17 protein-coding genes are annotated in these 17,455 nt (G+C 60.5%); 9 read left to right on the top strand and 8 right to left on the bottom strand.

Annotated features, from left to right (window positions below; translation table 11 throughout):
- The first annotated feature begins 27 nt into the window (after positions 1–27).
- Entirely contained in the window at positions 28–411 is a 384-nt protein-coding gene (gcvH, locus tag MOQ67_RS30265) for a glycine cleavage system protein GcvH (RefSeq protein ID WP_102618642.1), read from the top strand.
- 42 nt (positions 412–453) lie between these two features.
- On the opposite strand, the gene MOQ67_RS30260 is transcribed toward gcvH, so the two are convergent.
- From MOQ67_RS30260 to MOQ67_RS30230, 7 genes are all read right to left on the bottom strand, one after another.
- Entirely contained in the window at positions 454–1,593 is a 1,140-nt protein-coding gene (locus tag MOQ67_RS30260) for a DegT/DnrJ/EryC1/StrS family aminotransferase (protein WP_126587643.1), read from the bottom strand.
- A 157-nt stretch (positions 1,594–1,750) separates the two neighbouring features.
- The gene (locus tag MOQ67_RS30255) at positions 1,751–2,416 is read right to left on the bottom strand and encodes an outer membrane protein (protein WP_126587645.1); all 666 of its coding nucleotides are present in this window, start codon (positions 2,414–2,416) and stop codon (positions 1,751–1,753) included.
- 183 nt (positions 2,417–2,599) lie between these two features.
- Entirely contained in the window at positions 2,600–2,914 is a 315-nt protein-coding gene (locus tag MOQ67_RS30250) for a DUF2388 domain-containing protein (protein WP_003176799.1), read from the bottom strand.
- Between the two features lie 69 nt (positions 2,915–2,983).
- Positions 2,984–3,430 carry an NfeD family protein gene (locus MOQ67_RS30245; protein ID WP_017845100.1) on the bottom strand — a complete coding sequence of 149 codons (447 nt, stop codon included), beginning with the start codon at positions 3,428–3,430 and terminating at the stop codon, positions 2,984–2,986.
- A 10-nt stretch (positions 3,431–3,440) separates the two neighbouring features.
- On the bottom strand, positions 3,441–4,361 hold the full coding sequence (locus MOQ67_RS30240) for an SPFH domain-containing protein (RefSeq protein WP_046381704.1): 921 nt from the start codon (positions 4,359–4,361) through the stop codon (positions 3,441–3,443).
- A gap of 77 nt (positions 4,362–4,438) precedes the next feature.
- Entirely contained in the window at positions 4,439–6,121 is a 1,683-nt protein-coding gene (locus MOQ67_RS30235; protein ID WP_126587647.1) for a GspE/PulE family protein, read from the bottom strand.
- 80 nt (positions 6,122–6,201) lie between these two features.
- Positions 6,202–6,540: a hypothetical protein gene (locus MOQ67_RS30230; protein WP_017845097.1), complete on the bottom strand. Its 339-nt coding sequence runs from the start codon at positions 6,538–6,540 to the stop codon at positions 6,202–6,204.
- A gap of 127 nt (positions 6,541–6,667) precedes the next feature.
- Between MOQ67_RS30230 and MOQ67_RS30225 the strand changes: the two genes are divergently transcribed.
- Complete coding sequence (locus MOQ67_RS30225; RefSeq protein WP_017845096.1) at positions 6,668–7,138, top strand: Lrp/AsnC family transcriptional regulator; 471 nt, start codon at positions 6,668–6,670, stop codon at positions 7,136–7,138.
- An 85-nt stretch (positions 7,139–7,223) separates the two neighbouring features.
- Here MOQ67_RS30225 and MOQ67_RS30220 read toward each other — a convergent pair whose 3' ends face one another.
- Positions 7,224–8,591: a CYTH domain-containing protein gene (locus MOQ67_RS30220; RefSeq protein WP_448675773.1), complete on the bottom strand. Its 1,368-nt coding sequence runs from the start codon at positions 8,589–8,591 to the stop codon at positions 7,224–7,226.
- A gap of 158 nt (positions 8,592–8,749) precedes the next feature.
- Between MOQ67_RS30220 and argE the strand changes: the two genes are divergently transcribed.
- The 7 genes from argE (at position 8,750) to ssuD (ending at position 17,455) form a co-directional block, all read left to right on the top strand.
- Entirely contained in the window at positions 8,750–9,898 is a 1,149-nt protein-coding gene (argE, locus tag MOQ67_RS30215; RefSeq protein ID WP_448675772.1) for an acetylornithine deacetylase, read from the top strand.
- A gap of 133 nt (positions 9,899–10,031) precedes the next feature.
- Positions 10,032–11,330 carry an amino-acid N-acetyltransferase gene (argA, locus tag MOQ67_RS30210; protein WP_448675771.1) on the top strand — a complete coding sequence of 433 codons (1,299 nt, stop codon included), beginning with the start codon at positions 10,032–10,034 and terminating at the stop codon, positions 11,328–11,330.
- Between the two features lie 735 nt (positions 11,331–12,065).
- Positions 12,066–13,391, top strand: a complete 1,326-nt coding sequence (locus MOQ67_RS30205; protein ID WP_169884141.1) for an OprD family porin — start codon at positions 12,066–12,068, stop codon at positions 13,389–13,391.
- Between the two features lie 276 nt (positions 13,392–13,667).
- Positions 13,668–14,306, top strand: a complete 639-nt coding sequence (locus tag MOQ67_RS30200) for a peroxiredoxin (protein ID WP_169881737.1) — start codon at positions 13,668–13,670, stop codon at positions 14,304–14,306.
- Between the two features lie 318 nt (positions 14,307–14,624).
- Positions 14,625–15,218 (top strand): NADPH-dependent FMN reductase, encoded by a 594-nt coding sequence (gene ssuE / locus MOQ67_RS30195; protein ID WP_017845090.1) that lies wholly within the window; start codon positions 14,625–14,627, stop codon positions 15,216–15,218.
- A 94-nt stretch (positions 15,219–15,312) separates the two neighbouring features.
- Entirely contained in the window at positions 15,313–16,281 is a 969-nt protein-coding gene (locus MOQ67_RS30190; RefSeq protein WP_104904276.1) for a sulfonate ABC transporter substrate-binding protein, read from the top strand.
- A 25-nt stretch (positions 16,282–16,306) separates the two neighbouring features.
- Positions 16,307–17,455, top strand: a complete 1,149-nt coding sequence (gene ssuD / locus MOQ67_RS30185; RefSeq protein ID WP_448675770.1) for an FMNH2-dependent alkanesulfonate monooxygenase — start codon at positions 16,307–16,309, stop codon at positions 17,453–17,455.

The raw sequence follows: 17,455 nt of genomic DNA, 5'->3' as shown, positions 1-17,455 counted from the left end.
TGACATTTCTTCTTGAGGACATAGACTATGAGCGATATCCCTGCCGGCCTGCGTTATGCCGAAAGTCACGAATGGGCCCGTTTGGAAGCTGACGGCACTGTGACCGTCGGCATCTCCGACCATGCCCAGGAAGCCTTGGGTGATGTGGTGTTTGTTGAGCTGGCCGAAATCGGCAAAGCGTTTGCGGCGGGGGACGCGGCGGGTGTCGTGGAGTCGGTTAAAGCGGCTTCGGACATCTACTCGCCAGTTGCTGGCGAAGTGATTGCTGTTAACGAGGAACTGAGCGGCAGCCCTGAGTTGTTGAACAGCGACCCTTACGGCGCCTGGATCTTCAAGCTCAAGCCCAGCACCCCGGCCGACCTGGAAAAACTGCTCGATGCCGCCGGCTACAAAGCCGCCATCGGCGAGTGATCCCGCTGCAGGAGCCGGTCATCCGGCTCCTGCAACAGCCTTTCAGCGCTTCAGCACGGCCTTCACCGCCGCTACCGAGCGTTCCACATCTGCCTCTGTCATTGCTGTGAACATCGGCAACGACACGATCAAACGCCCAACACGCTCCGCTACAGGGAACATGCCTTCCTTGAACCCGCGTGCCCGATACAGGCTCAACAGGTGGATCGGCGGGTAGTGATAGCCAATGCCGACGCCGTGGGCCTGCATCTGCTCCATGAATGTGGCGCGGGCCGGCAGCCCGTCCTGGCGCTCCGGCAGGACCAGTTGGAACAGGTGCCAGTTGCTGTTTTCGAAATCCGCCGGTGGCAGTTGCGCACCGTATTGCTCTTCAAAATCACTGCCGAAGCACTTGAAGTAGTGCTGCGCCAGGTTCTGGCGATGGGCGGTGATCTCCTGGATATGGGCAAATTGCCCCAGGCCGATGGCGGCGGCGATGTCGGTCATGTTGAACTTGCCGCCCAGCACATCCACGTCGAGGCCGTCGAAGCCGGTGCGGGTCACGCCCTGCAAGCGGTACTTCTCTGCCAGGCGTGCTTCGTCGGCGTTGTTCAGCACCAGGCAGCCGCCCTCGGAAGAGGTGATGTTCTTGTTTGCCTGGAAGCTGAACGACACGAAGTCGCCGGTGGCGCCGATCCGCTCACCGTCCCAGCTCGAACCCAGGGCCTGGGCGGCATCTTCAACGATACGCAGGTTGTACTTGTTGGCCAGCGCGTAAAGCATCGGCATATCCAGCGGCAAGCCGGCCAGGTATACCGGGATGATCGCCTTGGTGCGCGGGGTGATGGCCGCTTCGACCTGGGCCAGGTCGATATTGCGGGTTACCGGGTCGATATCGGCAAACACCGGCGTAGCGCCGACTTCCAGAATCACGTTGGCCGTGGCAACCCAGGAGATCGGCGTGGTGATGACTTCATCGCCAGGCCCGATACCGGCGATGCGCAAGGCGATCTCCATGGTGCAGGTGCCCGAGTTGAAGGTGCGTACCGGTCGCCCGCCAAAGTATTCCGACAGTTGCGCTTCGAACGCCTGCACTTTCGGCCCGCTGGTGATCCAGCCTGAACGCAGTACATCACCGACCGCCGAGATGGTGGCTTCATCAATGGTAGGTTTGGAAAATGGCAGAAAGGGCTGTTGGCTCATGACGACGAAGGCATCCGTTTCAGATAGACGATGAGAGAAGGCATATCAGTACCGGCATGGTTGCACGGCGTGACTGAATATAGCCTGTCTTCTGTGAACGAAACGTCACCCAAACGGTGAAAAATGCCGCGTCGAGCGCGGCATTTTCTGCTGCGAGTCAGAAGGACACGCGCGCTTCCAGAAACATATTCTGCTCTTTGAGCTTGCCTTTGAGCTGCTCATCCCGTGCGTTCACGCGGTTGGCGAAGGTGTTGTAGCCGGTTTCCACATCGCCCATGGCGGTGTAACGGTAACCTGCGCCGAGGGTGAGTTGTTCGCTGACCTTGGCCTCCAGCCCCATGCCGACGCTGTAGGCGAAATTGTGCTGGCGATGGCTGGCAAAGCGCCGGGTCTCGTTGGTCTGGTAGCCCTCGGCGTCGATCCGCGCCACCCCCACGCCGGCCATACCGTAAAACGACAGCCAATCATTGAGTGGGATGTCCTTGTAGCCATTGAGCATCAAGCGCTGGCTGTGGACCTGTTGGCTGTTGACGTTGGCATTGAAGGGCGCCCAGTAGGATTTGAAGGTCGAATGCTTCGGCATGGTGTATTCCCCTTCCAGGCGCCAGCCATCGGCAAACGCATAACCCATGGCGAAAGAGGCGACGATTGACTTGCTGCTGTCGGGCGCCTCCACCCGCTCGGTGACGCGTGGGCTGGTCAGCAGGGCGCTGGAGAGGTTCTGACGGGCGTGGTTGAGCTTCAACGACCCGTACCCGTTTTCTGCATGGGCATGGGGGGTAAAGAGCACAGAGAACAGCAGCGCGTAGGCGAGTTTTTGCATGGAAGGGATTCGCTCGATGGAAAAGGAATCCTTAGCTTGTTGCCTGGCTCTTGAGGGCTCGACAGGACTTCTCTGCCCGCGGCTGGAAAAAATAGACTATCTGCGTAGTGCCCGGGGGCGATGACTGTAGGAAATGATCAAAAAAAATGCCGCTGGGAAGCGGCATTCTTTATGGGGCGAGGATTACTCGGTAACAGCGTTTTTCGCGAGGATGGCGTTGGCCAATTCCATGTCCGTGGCCTGGAGGCCAGGGTTATCGGCGCGGACTTTCTGCATGGCGGCTTCCAGGTACGGGCCGCGGATGCCGCCGTCGCTGGCAACGAAGCTGCCTGCGTCGTCTTGGGCGGCAACCACCAGCTTGTGGTCCTTGAAGGTCAGGTACGTCGAGCCGGTCGTGGCGCCCGACGAGATGACATTACGCCAGAAGCTATCGGCCATGGCTGAGCCGACAGGTAGGGAAAGCACAGCGAGGGTGGCGACAGCATATTTGAGACGCATGGCGGGTGACTCCGGGTGGGTTATCTGTACTCTATGATTCTAGTTAGCCCAATCGAGTTCCATCACTGACTAAACAGTTTCAACCTGCAAAACCGTCCCCTCCTGTGCAACCACGCATACATGAGCGCCTACGGGGGTGTCCGGGCCGGTTACGATCCACACGCCATCACCGACTTTTATCTTGCCGCGACCATCCACAATTGCCTGATGCACGACAAACGTGTGACCGATCAACTCTGAACCGCGCTCGTTGAGCCCCGGTTGGTCGCTGGCCTTGGCGCTGCTGCGCTGGCGTTTCCACCAGTACACCGCCGTCAATATCGACAACACGGCGAACAGCAGCAGTTGCCATTCCAGCCCGAGCGGCGGTACCAGAAACTTGATCACGCCCACGGCGGCCGCGGCGATCCCCATCCACAACAGGTAGCCGCCGGCGCCGAACACTTCAAGAATCAGCAGCACCGTGCCCAGTGCCAGCCAATCCCAAAACGAAAGATGCTGCAGGAAATCCCACATGGCGATGGCCTCAGCCTTTCTTGTTGTCGAAAGTCGCTTTGACGATTTCGCCGATACCGCCGACAGCGCCGATCACCTGGCTGGCTTCCAGCGGCATGAGGATCACCTTGCTGTTGTTGGCCGAAGCCAGTTTGCCCAGCGCGTCGATGTATTTCTGGGCGACGAAGTAGTTGATGGCCTGCACGTTACCGGTGGCGATCGCTTCGGACACTACCTGGGTGGCGCGGGCCTCTGCCTCGGCTTGACGTTCGCGGGCTTCGGACTCCAGGAACGCGGCTTGGCGTCCGCCTTCGGCTTCGAGGATCTGCGCCTGCTTCTTGCCTTCGGCGGTCAGGATCGCCGATGCCCGCAGGCCCTCGGCTTCGAGGATCTGTGCGCGCTTGATCCGCTCGGCTTTCATCTGGCCCGACATGGCGGCCATCAGGTCGGCGGGTGGGCTGATGTCCTTGATCTCGATCCGGGTGATCTTGATGCCCCACGGCGCCGTGGCTTCGTCGACGGTGCGCAGCAGTTTTTCGTTGATGCCGTCACGTTGGCTGAGCATCGCATCCAGTTCCATGGAACCGAGTACGGTACGGATATTGGTCTGCAACAGGTTGCGGATGGCGTGTTCGAGGTTGTTCACCTCATAGGCGGCCTGGGCGGTGTTGACCACCTGGAAGAAGCACACGGCGTCGATCTGCACGGTGGCGTTGTCGGCGGTGATCACTTCCTGGGGCGGGATATCCAGCACGCTTTCCATCACGTTGATCTTGCGACCGATGCGGTCCATGACCGGGATGATGATGTTGAGGCCGGGCTTGAGCGTGTTGGTGTAGCGGCCGAAGCGCTCGACCGTCCACTGATAGCCCTGAGGCACCACTTTGAAGCCCATGAACAGGATGGCGATGGCCAATCCCACGAAAAGAAGCAGTACGGTTCCGATCTGCATAGCGATTCCCTATCTGAAGATGTCAGTGAAACGACGTTCGGCCGATTGTAACGGGGTTGTCTGCGATAAGAAGGGTTTCACCGCCCGACAGCCAACGGATTTGTTTCTGAATCCCCAGGCGTGGCGCGCAAGATTTCCGCCAGGCTGGTCAACCCGGCTTCGACCTTGTGCATGCCGGCCATTCGCAGGCTGCACATCCCTTGCTGGAGCGCCGCCCGGCGCAAGGCCTGCACGTCGGTGCCGGGGGTGATCAGCGACTTGAGCGCGTCGTCCAGCACCATGATTTCGTAGACCCCGGCGCGCCCGCGATAACCGCTGTCACGACACTCCGCGCACCCGATGGCTTCAGTGTCGTTGCCGCCGGTTGTGCGTTTGCAGCGTGGGCACAAGAGTCGCACCAGGCGCTGCGCCATCACTCCCAGTAGTGTGGCCTTGATCAAATAATAAGCAATGCCCAGTTCCTGCAATCGGCTGATCGCACTCGGCGCATCGTTGGTGTGCAGGGTCGACAGCACCAGATGCCCGGTCAGCGCGGCCTGGATCGCCATCTCGGCGGTTTCCTGGTCGCGGATCTCGCCGATCATGATGATGTCCGGGTCCTGGCGCAGCAGTGCGCGGATGCCGCTGGCGAAGCTCAGGTCGATATTGTGCTGCACCTGCATCTGGTTGAATGCCGGCTCGACCATCTCGATCGGGTCTTCCACCGTACACAGGTTGACCTCGCGGCTCGCCAGGCGCTTGAGGGTGGTGTAGAGGGTGCTGGTCTTGCCGGAGCCGGTAGGGCCGGTGACCAGGATGATGCCGTGGCTCTGGCGGGTCAGGCTGTGCCAGCGCTGCTGGTCCTGGGCCGACAGGCCAAGCTGGTCGAAGTCCTTGAGCAGTACCTGGGGGTCGAAAATCCGCATCACCAGTTTCTCGCCGAACGCCGTGGGCAAGGTTGAAAGGCGCAATTCCACTTCCGCGCCCGCCGGGCTTTTGGTCTTGACCCGCCCGTCCTGCGGTTTGCGTTTTTCTGCCACGTTCATCCGGCCCAGGCTTTTCAGGCGGCTGACCACCGCCATCGTGACCTGGGGCGGAAACTGGTAGACGTCATGCAGCAGCCCGTCGATGCGAAAACGCACGCGGCCCTGCTCGCGACATGGCTCGATATGGATATCGCTGGCCCGCTGGCCGAACGCGTACTGCAACAGCCAGTCGACGATATTGACGATATGCGCGTCGTTGGCGTCCGGCGCCTGGTCGCCGGCGCCGAGGTTGAGCAACTCGAAATGTGCTGGCGCGGGCGTTGTTTGATCGGCGCCGCTGACGGACTTCGCCAGGCGATAAAACTCGCCGATGCAGCGCTGGATGGCCTGTGGGTTGGCGACCACGCGTTTGATCGAACGCTTGAGCACCTGCGCCAGCCCGGCTTCCCAGGCAGTGACGTAAGGCTCGGCACTGGCGACCGTGACGCTCTGTGCATCCACGGCCACCGCAAGAATGCCGTGGCGCTGGGCGAAGGCGTGGGACATCAGTGGCACCACCGTCGCCACATCGATCTTCAGCGGGTCGATACGCAGGTAAGGCTGCCCGCTGTGCCGCGCCAGCCATTGCGTCAGGGTTTCCAGGCAAGGCCCCAGGGCCGCGATGCATTCCAGGGGATGCTGAGTGTGGTTGGCCGGCAGCGTCGACAAGCGCCGGGCCACATCGAGGGTGATCACGCCCTGCTCGACCAGGGCCGGTAACAACGGGGGCAATTCCAATCGCTGATCAACAGGCATTGAGGTTTTCCTGGGGCGCCGGGTGTATTCCCAGGCTAGTCAGCCCCTGACCCGCTGCCTTGCGCGTGTATTGCAGGCTTTTACTGGGCGCCGGCCGCCAGCGCCTGAGGCCGCACGGAATCAGCCGACCACATCTCCAGCGAGCACACGCTGATCAGGTTTCGAATCTTTTCACCGATCACCTGGGCACGGTGCCAGCTCACGCCATCCATCACGATATCCACGGTCAGCACATCGTCCTGGCGATTCACACTGACCTGGCGCGGCGTCAGGAACTGCAGCGCGAAATAGTTGAGCACCCGGCACAGCACATCGGGTTCGGCCTCGGCGACGATCTGGTAATGGGCCTGGCAATGGGCACTGTCGACGGCCCACGCGTCGACGCGGGTGACAGGGCAGGTGGTTTCGACGGCGTGCATGCGGACTCTCCAGATTCGATTGGAGAAATTCTTACATTCGCGAAAGGAGATTTCTTATCTAAGATGAGCCTGATTCGTCGATAGATGCACAAATCAATTCAAGACAACCCGTATTAAAGGTATTTCTATGCGCAGCGAGCTGGACGTCTACGATCGCCGTATCCTGGCCCTGCTGCAGGAGGACGCCTCGCTCTCCAGCGCGCAGATCGCCGAGCAGGTCGGCCTGTCTCAATCGCCATGTTGGCGGCGTATCCAACGGCTGAAGGACGAGGGCGTGATCCGCGGCCAGGTCACGCTGCTGGACCGCAAGAAGATCGGCCTCAATACGCAGATTTTTGCCGAGGTCAAACTCAATGCCCACGGGCGTTCCAACTTCACCGAGTTCACCGAGGCGATCCGCGGTTTTCCGGAAGTGTTGGAGTGTTATGTGTTGATGGGGGCGGTGGATTTTCTGCTGCGCATTGTCACGTCGGACATCGAGGCTTACGAGCGGTTTTTCTTCGAGAAGTTGTCGATGGTGCCGGGGATTCAGGAGGTCAATTCGATCGTGGCGTTGTCGGAGATCAAGTCCACCACTAGCTTGCCAGTATTGGGCTGACAGGGCTGGCCTCATCGGGGGCAAGCCCCCTCCCACATTTGGAATGCATTGCAAATGTGGGAGGGGGTTGCTTTCGAAAGCGGGGTTACAGACGCAGCAGGGTCTTCCAGGCACGGTTCTGATACACCGCGATCGCCTGATGCATGCGCGCATCCAGCGATTCATCGGTGATCGGCTGGTTGGCCAGTTGCGCCAGCTTGTTCAGCTCGCCGTACAGGCGGTCGAGTTCCGCAATGTCCACCACCTGGCGTGCATGGTGCAGCCAGGCCTGGATGCGCTCGATGCGCGGCAGTTGCTCGGCGAGGTCTTCCGGTTGCTGCTGATAGCGCGGCAGTTGCAGGGCGACGGCGTCTTCGGCCAGCAGGCGTGGCAACCAGTTGGTGATTTGCGCAGCGCCCTGACGGTTACCGCGCACGTTGCGGTCGGCGGTCCAGGTGCGGTTCAGCAACCAGCGGGAGGTGTTCAGTGAGAACAGGCCCCAGCGCACGTCGGTCAATTCTTCGGCGAATTGCTCCGGCGCGGCTTTGCGAATGTCTTCATCGTCGTCACCGGCCTGGACCAGCGGGCGCCAGTCTTCCAGCAGGGCATCGAGTGCGCTGCGCAGTTCGCTGGTGGATTGACGCGGCGCGGCCTGGCCGAGGCTGCCGAGCAGGGCGCGCAGTTCGCCGAGGTTGTCGACCCAGTCCTGCAACAGGCGCCAGTGGCCATTGAAACGGTATTGCTCGGCCAGGCGCTGGCTGCTGCCCAGCAGGTGCCACATGATCGCGGCGAAGGCGTCGTCCAGTGGCATTTCGGCGTGCAGTTGCGGCGCCGGCAGGCTCAGGGAGTAGCTGCTGGCGTCATACAGGCGATAGCCGCGTTCGGCCTTGCTGATGTCGCATGGCATCAGTGCCAGGGTGGAGGCCAGTTCGGCGGCCAGTTCCAGCAGGGCGGCCGGTTCGCCTTCGCGCAGTTCCAGTTCCAGTTCGCAGATTTCTTCTTTCTGCTTGCCGGCCACTACATGGCCCAGGTCCAGTGCGGCTTCGATCACCACTTTGGCTTTGCCCCGGCCCCAGGCGATTTCGGCGCGTTCGCGCACGAAGTCGGTGGTGAAGATCGGCTTGAGGGTCTTTTTGTCCAGCTCGGCGAGTTCCTCGGGCCAGCATTCGCCGTCGAGTTTCTTCACGTCGAGCTTGGCTTTGGGCAATTCCCAGTTGTATTCGTTACGTTCCGACAAGCCGGCGACGCTTTGGCCGCGGGTCTTGAGGGTCTGGATAATGTCGTCACCGTCCTTGCGCAAACGCAGGGCGACTTTGGCCTTGGCCAGGTCGCGCTCGGGGGTGTCGAAGTACTGGTTCATCAACTCACGGCGTTCCCAGCCACTTTTGTTGCGTTTTTTCAGTAGCGGGTGCTCACGCAGCGCGGCGAGTGTTTCGCGGCTGACGCGGAGCTTGATTTCGGTTTCTTTCTGCATGGCCGGAAAATCCAGGATCGGGAGCGCAGCCGGGAAAAAGAGTGGCTGCCAAGGTCGTGCAGTGTACAGGACTGAGCCCGGCAACGCGCCGCAACGGTTTATTGTGTCGTGCAGATGCCTCTATAGTGAGGTTCATCCGGGAAGTAGGGAGACCGCGCATGCCGTTACCGTCCATGAAAGAGCAATTCGCCGCCTTGATTGCCACACCGTCGGTCAGTTGCACCCAAGCGTCTCTCGACCAGAGCAACCGCCCGGTGATCGACCTGCTCGCCGGCTGGCTGGGCGATCTGGGCTTCGCCATCGACATCCAGCCCGTCAGCCCCGGCAAGTTCAACCTGCTCGCCAGTTTCGGCACGGGCCCCGGCGGCCTGGTGTTGGCCGGTCATAGCGATACCGTGCCGTATGACGCCGCGCTGTGGAAGACCGACCCGCTCAAGCTGACGGAAGTCGACGGTCGCTGGGTAGGATTGGGCAGCTGCGACATGAAGGGTTTTTTCGCGCTGGCCATCGAAGCGGTGTTGCCGTTGCTCGACCAACCGTTCAAGCAGCCGTTGCTGATCCTTGCCACCTGCGATGAAGAAAGCTCGATGTCCGGCGCCCGTGCATTGGCGGCGGCCGGGCGTCCGCTGGGGCGTGCGGCGGTGATCGGCGAGCCGACGGGCCTCAAGCCGATCCGCCTGCACAAAGGTGTGATGATGGAGCGCATCGACATCCTCGGCCGCAGCGGTCATTCGTCGGACCCGCGCCTGGGCCACAGCGCGCTGGAAGCCATGCACGACGCCATCGGCGAACTGCGCGGCCTGCGCCTGGCCTGGCAGCGCGAGTACCACAACCCGCAGTTCAGCGTGCCGCAACCGACCCTGAATTTCGGTTGCATCCACGGCGGCGATAACCCCAACCGCATCTGCGGCCAGTGTTCCCTGGAGTTCGACCTGCGGCCCTTGCCCGGCATGGACCCGCAGGTGCTGCGCGCGGCGATCCGGCAGAAACTCGAATCAGTGGCCGAGCGCCATAAGGTGAAGATCGACTATGCGCCGCTGTTCGCCGAAGTGCCGCCGTTCGAGCAGGCCGAAGACGCAGAGCTGGTGCGGGTCGCCGAACGATTGACCGGTCATCGCGCCGAAGCAGTAGCGTTCGGCACCGAAGCGCCTTATCTTCAGCGCCTTGGTTGTGAAACCCTGGTGCTTGGCCCTGGCGATATTGCCTGCGCCCACCAGCCGGGCGAGTACCTCGAAATGTCACGCTTGACGCCTACAGTGCGTCTATTGCGGGAACTGATCGAACATTACTGCCTGACACCTGCATAAATTAATCCCTGCCCATGCGTACATAAGGAGAGCGAGCGTGTTGCCAAGCCTGTTCCGACGATAACCATCAGCCTGCTGTGCGTTTTCACGACTCATCCTTTTTCGGCTGCTTTTTATTACAGGCCCAGGTTCCATGCCCGACTACGTCAATTGGCTTCGTCACGCTTCGCCCTACATCAACGCCCACCGCGACTGCACCTTTGTGGTCATGCTGCCCGGCGACGGTGTGGATCATCCGAACTTCGGCAATATCGTCCACGACCTGGTGCTGCTCCACAGCCTGGGAGTGCGACTGGTGCTGGTCCACGGTTCGCGCCCACAGATTGAAGCGCGCCTCGAAGCGCGCGGGCTCAACCCGGTTTACCACAACGGCCTGCGCATCACCGATGCCGCCACGCTGGAGTGTGTGATCGATGCGGTCGGCCATCTGCGCATCGCCATTGAAGCGCGCCTGTCGATGGACATGGCCTCGTCGCCGATGCAGGGCTCGCGCTTGCGCGTGGCCGGCGGCAACCTGGTGACGGCACGCCCGATCGGCGTGCTCGAAGGCGTGGACTTCCACCACACCGGCGAAGTGCGTCGGGTCGACCGCAAAGGCATCAATCGCCTGCTGGACGAGCGCTCCATCGTGCTGCTGTCGCCCCTGGGGTATTCGCCCACCGGCGAGATCTTCAACCTGGCCTGCGAAGACGTCGCCACCCGCGCCGCCATCGACCTGGCCGCCGATAAGTTGCTGCTGTTCGGTGCCGATCCTGGCCTGATCGATGAAAATGGCCGCCTGGTGCGTGAACTGCGCCCGCAACAAGTGCCGGCGCACCTGCAACGCCTGGGCAGCAACTACCAGGCTGAATTGCTCGATGCGGCTGCCGAAGCTTGCCGGGGCGGGGTAGGCCGCAGCCATATCGTCAGCTATGTCGAAGACGGTGCGCTGCTCACCGAACTGTTCACCCGTGATGGCGGCGGTACGCTGGTGGCCCAGGAACAATTCGAGCTGGTGCGCGAGGCGGCGATCGAAGACGTCGGCGGCTTGCTCGACCTGATCAGCCCGCTGGAAGAGCAGGGCATCCTGGTACGCCGTTCGCGGGAAGTGCTGGAGCGTGAGATCGAGCAGTTCAGCGTGGTCGAACGCGAAGGCATGATCATCGCCTGCGCGGCGCTGTATCAGATCGCCGATTCGGACGCGGGGGAGCTGGCGTGCCTGGCGGTCAACCCGGAGTATCGCCACGGCAGACGCGGCGATGAGCTACTGGAGCGCATCGAGGCGCGCGCCCGGGCGCAGGGGTTGAAGACCCTGTTCGTGCTCACCACGCGCACGGCGCACTGGTTCCGCGAGCGCGGCTTTGTGCCCAGCAGCGTGGATCGCCTGCCTTCGGCGCGGGCATCGCTGTACAACTATCAGCGTAACTCGAAGATTTTCGAGAAGGCCCTGTAATACCCCGCCCTCCCAGCCTCTGAGCTGGTTTGCCTGCGATGCAGGCCTCGGTCGTTGCGTTAACCCGAGGTGATGCGTTCGGCGCCAAACCAGCTTGTCACTTCGAAAATCGGTACGTCCCACGGGCGAAGGGCGTAGCGATGACGTGGTCGATCAACCCCCCGGGGTGCGTCATCGTGCCCCCCGTGCCCCCTACTAAAGTTTAAGGATTCTTGATTTTGAGCCGATACGATCAAGGCGTAGAGGGATAAATTGCGCGAAGCTTTCGCTGCCAGACGGCTCGATCGGCGGCTCTCACGCCGGCATGAAATATTAGCGATACAAAAACTGTAACAAATTGACGGGAAGATGGGCGTTTGGCCATGATGACGTCGCCTTTTTGATCCTGGGTGACGTATATGACGGTGCGTTCAGCTAAAAAGATCTAAAAAGCGATCAAGAAATGCCTTTTAGAAATTAGCTTATGCAAAGGTTCGTCTATGCTGACGCGTCTTGTTTCATGCAGAGGCTTATTCCAAAAGCGTATGAAAAAGAATGAAATAATTCTTTTTGGGTGTATGAAAAATTCATTACCCTGCAGGGACCAAACAAACTGCGATTAGACGAAGGTAGTAGACACACAAGGTTACGATTGACTTGGTAGTCACTATCTGGCGCTAATCGCGCATCTGTGGATCTCGGGCGTTAGACCCAGGACCAAAGAAATACAAAAATTAGAAATGAGAGGAGCGGTACATGAAGAAGTCCACATTGGCGTTGGCTATAGCGTTGGCGGCAATCGCCCAGCAAGCTGCAGCAGCCGGTTTCATTGAAGACAGTAAGGCCAGTGTCAGCTCGCGTACCTTGTATTTCGATAACGATCAGCGTGATGGCGGTGCTGATCAACGCGAAACAGCCACCGGCCTGAAGTTCGATTACAAGTCCGGCTTCACTCAAGGTGTCGTTGGTTTTGGTATCGACGCCCAGGCATTGGTAGGTATTCACCTGGATGGTGGTCGGGGCCATCACCCAAACAACAACTCCTTCGTTCCAAGTGACTCCGATGGGTCTGCCGTAAGCAACTGGAGCAGTGCGAGTGCTAACGCCAAGGCCCGCTTCTCCAAGACTGAAGCACACCTGGGTGGTGCGCTGTCGCCGAACCTTCCAATCCTGATCGCCAGCGACGGCCGTTTGTTGCCGCAAACCTTTGAAGGCGGCACTGTCACTTCCAAAGAAATCGACAATGTGACCTTCAACGCCGGTCAACTCGAACATGCCACTGGTCGTGCTTCAAGCAACAGCACCGGCCTGGCCGTCAACGGCGGTACCGAGGAAAGCAATAAGTTCCGTTTTGGTGGCGCTGATTGGAAGGTCACCAAAGACTTGACCCTGCAGTACTACTACGCAAACCTCGAAGACTACTATAAGCAGCACTTCCTGGGCCTGTTGCACGTATACCCGATCAGCGAAGGTCAGTCCTTCAAGACCGACCTGCGCTACTTCGACAGCAGTTCTGATGGCAAGAACGGTCAGGCCGGCTATCGCTTCAACAACAACGGTGGTTACGCGAAGAACGCCGGCGAAGTTGATAACAAGACCTGGAGCGCCATGTTCACCTACACCCTGGGTGGCAGCGCCGTTATGCTCGGTCACCAGCGTGTCAACGATGACGGTGGTTTCGTCTGGCTGAACCAGGGTAGCGTTGTGGATGGTAATGGTCGTAACGAAGGTGCCGGCGGGTCGAGCTTCTACCTGTTCACCGACAGCATGATCAACTCCTTCGTCCGCGCGGGTGAAAACACCACCTTCGGTCAGTACTCTTACGACTTCGCTGCACTGGGTGTTCCAGGTCTGCGAACCTCGATTGCCTACTTGCACGGCGACAACATCAAAGCCGTGGGCGGTGGCAGTGATCAGTCCGAGTGGGAACGCGATATGCGTATCGACTACACCATTCAGGCCGGCGCGCTCAAAGGTTTTGGCACCACTCTGCGGCACGGTGCGTACCGTGGCAGCGGCACTGGTATCCAGGACCAGGATCAGACACGCCTGATCTTCAGCTACTCCTACAGCTTCTTGTAAGGCTGGATAAGGAAAACCTCGCGTTACCGCGAGGTTTTTCTCACGTTCAATCAAGTCGGGCTCAACCCCCGCAAGCCCTTCCTGACCCCCTCTTTTTTACAGCGTCTCAAGGCCTTCTCGAACCTTGAAACGAATGTTGACTCTCGCCTGCTCCAAGGTCCAGTGAACACATTTTTAATATTCCTATATCGTCTAGATAAATCGATATTTATTCTTTTTAAATAATCCGTAATCCATGCACAGTGGGCTCCATAAGCACTCATCAGGAGCCACACCATGAGCCTAAGACTGGGCGATATCGCCCCCGACTTCGAACAGGATTCCAGCGCCGGCAAGATTCGTTTCCACGAGTGGCTGGGCGACAGCTGGGGTGTGCTGTTTTCCCACCCGGCGGACTTCACGCCGGTATGCACCACCGAGCTGGGCTTCACCGCCAAACTCAAGGACGAATTCGCCAAGCGTGGCGTCAAGGCCATCGCCCTGTCGGTAGACCCGGTGGACTCGCACCTCAAGTGGATCGAAGACATCAACGAAACCCAGAACACGCTCGTCAACTTCCCGATCCTGGCCGATGCCAACCGCAAGGTCTCGGACCTCTACGACCTGATCCACCCGAACGCCAGTGACACCCTCACCGTGCGTTCCTTGTTCGTGATCGACCCGCACAAGAAGATCCGCCTGACGATCACCTACCCGGCCAGCACCGGGCGCAACTTCCACGAAATCCTGCGGGTTATCGACTCGTTGCAACTGACCGACAACTACAAAGTCGCCACGCCCGCCAACTGGCAGGACGGCGATGAGGTGGTGATCGTGCCGTCGCTCAAGGATGAGGAAGAAATCAAGAAACGCTTTCCCAAAGGCTATCGGGCGGTGAAGCCGTATCTGCGGCTGACACCGCAACCCAATCGCTGAATTACCTGTAGGAGCGAGCTTGCTCGCGAAGCATGCGCGGTTACTGCGGACATCCAGAAAGCCTGCGTCATCGTTGACGGTTTTCGCGAGCAGGCTCGCTCCTACAGATAGACGCTGTGTACTCACATGGCAGGGGTTTTGAGGCCGTTTCGACGGCCTTTTTTTCGCCTGGCGATTGATGAATGGTTTATTCTTTTAAGGAATAAACAAATGAAAAAATAAGATTTATAGATATATAAATCTGCTGATATGGTCTGTTCCATCTTGGCGCCATCGCCACACAGCGAACCGCCGACACTTGCTAAAGGAATTTCCTACATGCTGGTCGTAACACTTGGAGGCAGTCCCAGCCAGCGTTCCCGCTCCGGGGTCTTGCTGGATAAAACCCGTCAGTGGCTGCAACAGCAGGGCGTGGAAGTGGTGAGTTATCAGATACGGGACTTCCCGGCCGAAGACTTGCTGCATGCGCGCTTCGACAGCCCCAAAGTCATCGACTTGTTGCAACAAGTGGCGAATGCCGACGGCCTGGTGATCGCCACGCCGGTGTACAAGGCCTCGTTCTCGGGCGCGCTGAAAACCGTGCTCGACCTGCTGCCCGAACGCGCCCTGGCCCACAAGGTGGTATTGCCCATCGCCACCGGCGGCAGCATCGCCCACATGCTGGCGGTGGACTACGCATTGAAGCCGGTGCTGTCGGCGCTCAAAGCCCAGGAATTGCTCCACGGGATCTTTGCCGAAGACAGCCAGATCGCTTACGGCGAAGGCAGTGCCCAGGCGCAACTGGTGCCGGTCCTCGAACAGCGCTTGAGCGAGGCCCTGGAAACCTTCTACGCCGCCATGGCCCGTCGCCCGAAACCGCTGGACCCGCATGTGTTGAATGAACGTTTGTTGAGTGCTCGCTGGAGCATTTAAGCCTTACCGATTCACGAAGTACTCACCTTACTCAGCCGCCAACGGCCAAGCAGGTGCAGCCAACCCCCCCAATCGCATTTTTGGAGAGAGCGCCATGCTCACTGTCATCTTGCGTCGTGGTCTGGTCGCACTGTTTGCTGCGGCTGTGTCCTTCGGCGCCATTGTTCAAGCCCACGCTGCCGAAACCCTGCGGATCGGCTATCAGAAATACGGCACCCTGGTGCTGCTCAAGGCCAAGGGCACCCTGGAAAAGCGCCTGGCCGCCGACGGTGTGCAGGTGCAGTGGACCGAGTTCCCGGGCGGCCCGCAATTGCTCGAAGGGCTGAATGTCGGCTCGATCGACTTCGGCGTCACTGGCGAAACCCCGCCGGTATTCGCCCAGGCCGCCGGTGCCGATCTGCTCTACGTGGCCTACGAACCGCCGGCGCCGACCAGTGAAGCGATCCTGCTGCCGAAGGACTCGCCGATCAAATCGGTGGCCGAGCTCAAGGGCAAGAAAGTCGTGCTCAACAAGGGCTCCAACGTTCACTACCTGCTGGTGCGGGCCCTGGAAGATGCCGGCCTGAAATACACCGACGTACAGACCGTGTTCCTGCCGCCCGCCGATGCGCGTGCCGCGTTCGAGCGTGGCAGCGTGGACGCCTGGGTCATCTGGGACCCGTACCAGGCCGCCGCCGAGAAACAACTGCAAGCCCGCACCTTGCGTGACGGCAGCGGGATTGCCGACAACCACCAGTTCTACCTGGCCACCAGGCCCTACGCCGAAAAACACCCCGAAGTGATCAAGGCGCTGGTGGAAGAAGTGCGCGCGGTGGGCGAGTGGTCCAAGGCCAACCCGCAGCAAGTCACCGAACAGGTCGCGCCGCTGCTCGGCCTGCCGGCGGACATCACCCTGACCTCGGTGAAACGCCAGGGCTATGGCGCGCTGTTCCTGACCCCGGCGGTGGTCGCCGCGCAGCAGAAGATTGCCGACAGCTTCTACCAACTCAAATTGATCCCCAAACCCTTGAGCATCAAGGACGTGATCTGGACGCCACCTGCCGCCGTGGCCAACGCACCGTAATCCGCCTTCTTCAGGAGACAACTCCATGAGCCTCACTATTTTCTGGTTCCTGCCTACCCACGGCGACGGTCATTACCTTGGCACCGCCGAAGGCGCTCGCGCCGTCGACCACGGTTATCTGCAGCAAGTGGCCCAGGCGGCCGACCGCCTTGGCTTCGGCGGGGTGCTGATCCCCACCGGGCGTTCCTGCGAAGACTCGTGGCTGGTGGCCGCTTCGCTGATCCCGGTGACCCAGCGTCTGAAGTTCCTGGTCGCGCTGCGCCCTGGGATCATTTCGCCGACGGTGGCCGCGCGTCAGGCCGCGACCCTCGATCGCCTGTCCGGCGGCCGTGCGCTGTTCAACCTGGTGACCGGCGGTGACCCGGAAGAATTGGCCGGCGACGGTCTGTTCCTCAGCCACGAGGAGCGCTACCAGGCCTCGGTGGAGTTCACCCGCATCTGGCGTCGCGTGCTGGAAGGCGAAACCGTGGATTACGATGGCGAACACATCAGCGTCAAAGGCGCCAAACTGCTTTACCCGCCGATCCAGCAACCGCGTCCGCCGCTGTACTTCGGCGGTTCCTCCGAAGCCGCGCAGGACCTGGCGGCCGAACAGGTGGACATGGTGCTGACCTGGGGCGAGCCACCGGCCGCGGTCGCGGAAAAGATCGAAGAGGTGCGGGCCAAGGCCGCGAAACTCGGGCGCACGGTGCGCTTCGGCATTCGTCTGCATGTGATCGTGCGCGAAACCAACGATGAAGCCTGGAAAGCCGCCGACAGACTGATCTCGCACCTGGACGACGACACCATCGCCCGTGCCCAGGCCTCGCTGGCGCGCTTTGATTCGGTCGGCCAGCAGCGCATGGCGGCCTTGCATGGCGGCAGCCGCGACAACCTCGAAGTCAGCCCCAACCTGTGGGCCGGCGTCGGCCTGGTGCGCGGCGGGGCCGGCACCGCGCTGGTGGGCGATGGCCCGACGGTCGCGGCGCGGGTCAAGGAATACGCGGCGCTGGGCATCGACACCTTTATCTTCTCCGGTTATCCACACCTGGAAGAATCGTATCGCGTCGCCGAGTTGCTGTTCCCGCACCTGGATATCGAACGCCCCGAGTTGCCGAAAAGTGCCGGCTACGTGAGCCCGTTCGGCGAGATGGTCGCCAACGACATCCTTCCCAAAGCGGCGTCACAGAGCTGA

It is taken from the genome of Pseudomonas sp. LY-1 (assembly GCF_053502595.1).
The sequence above is the reverse complement of the archived record's forward strand: the minus strand, read 5'-3'. Positions and strand labels throughout refer to the sequence as shown.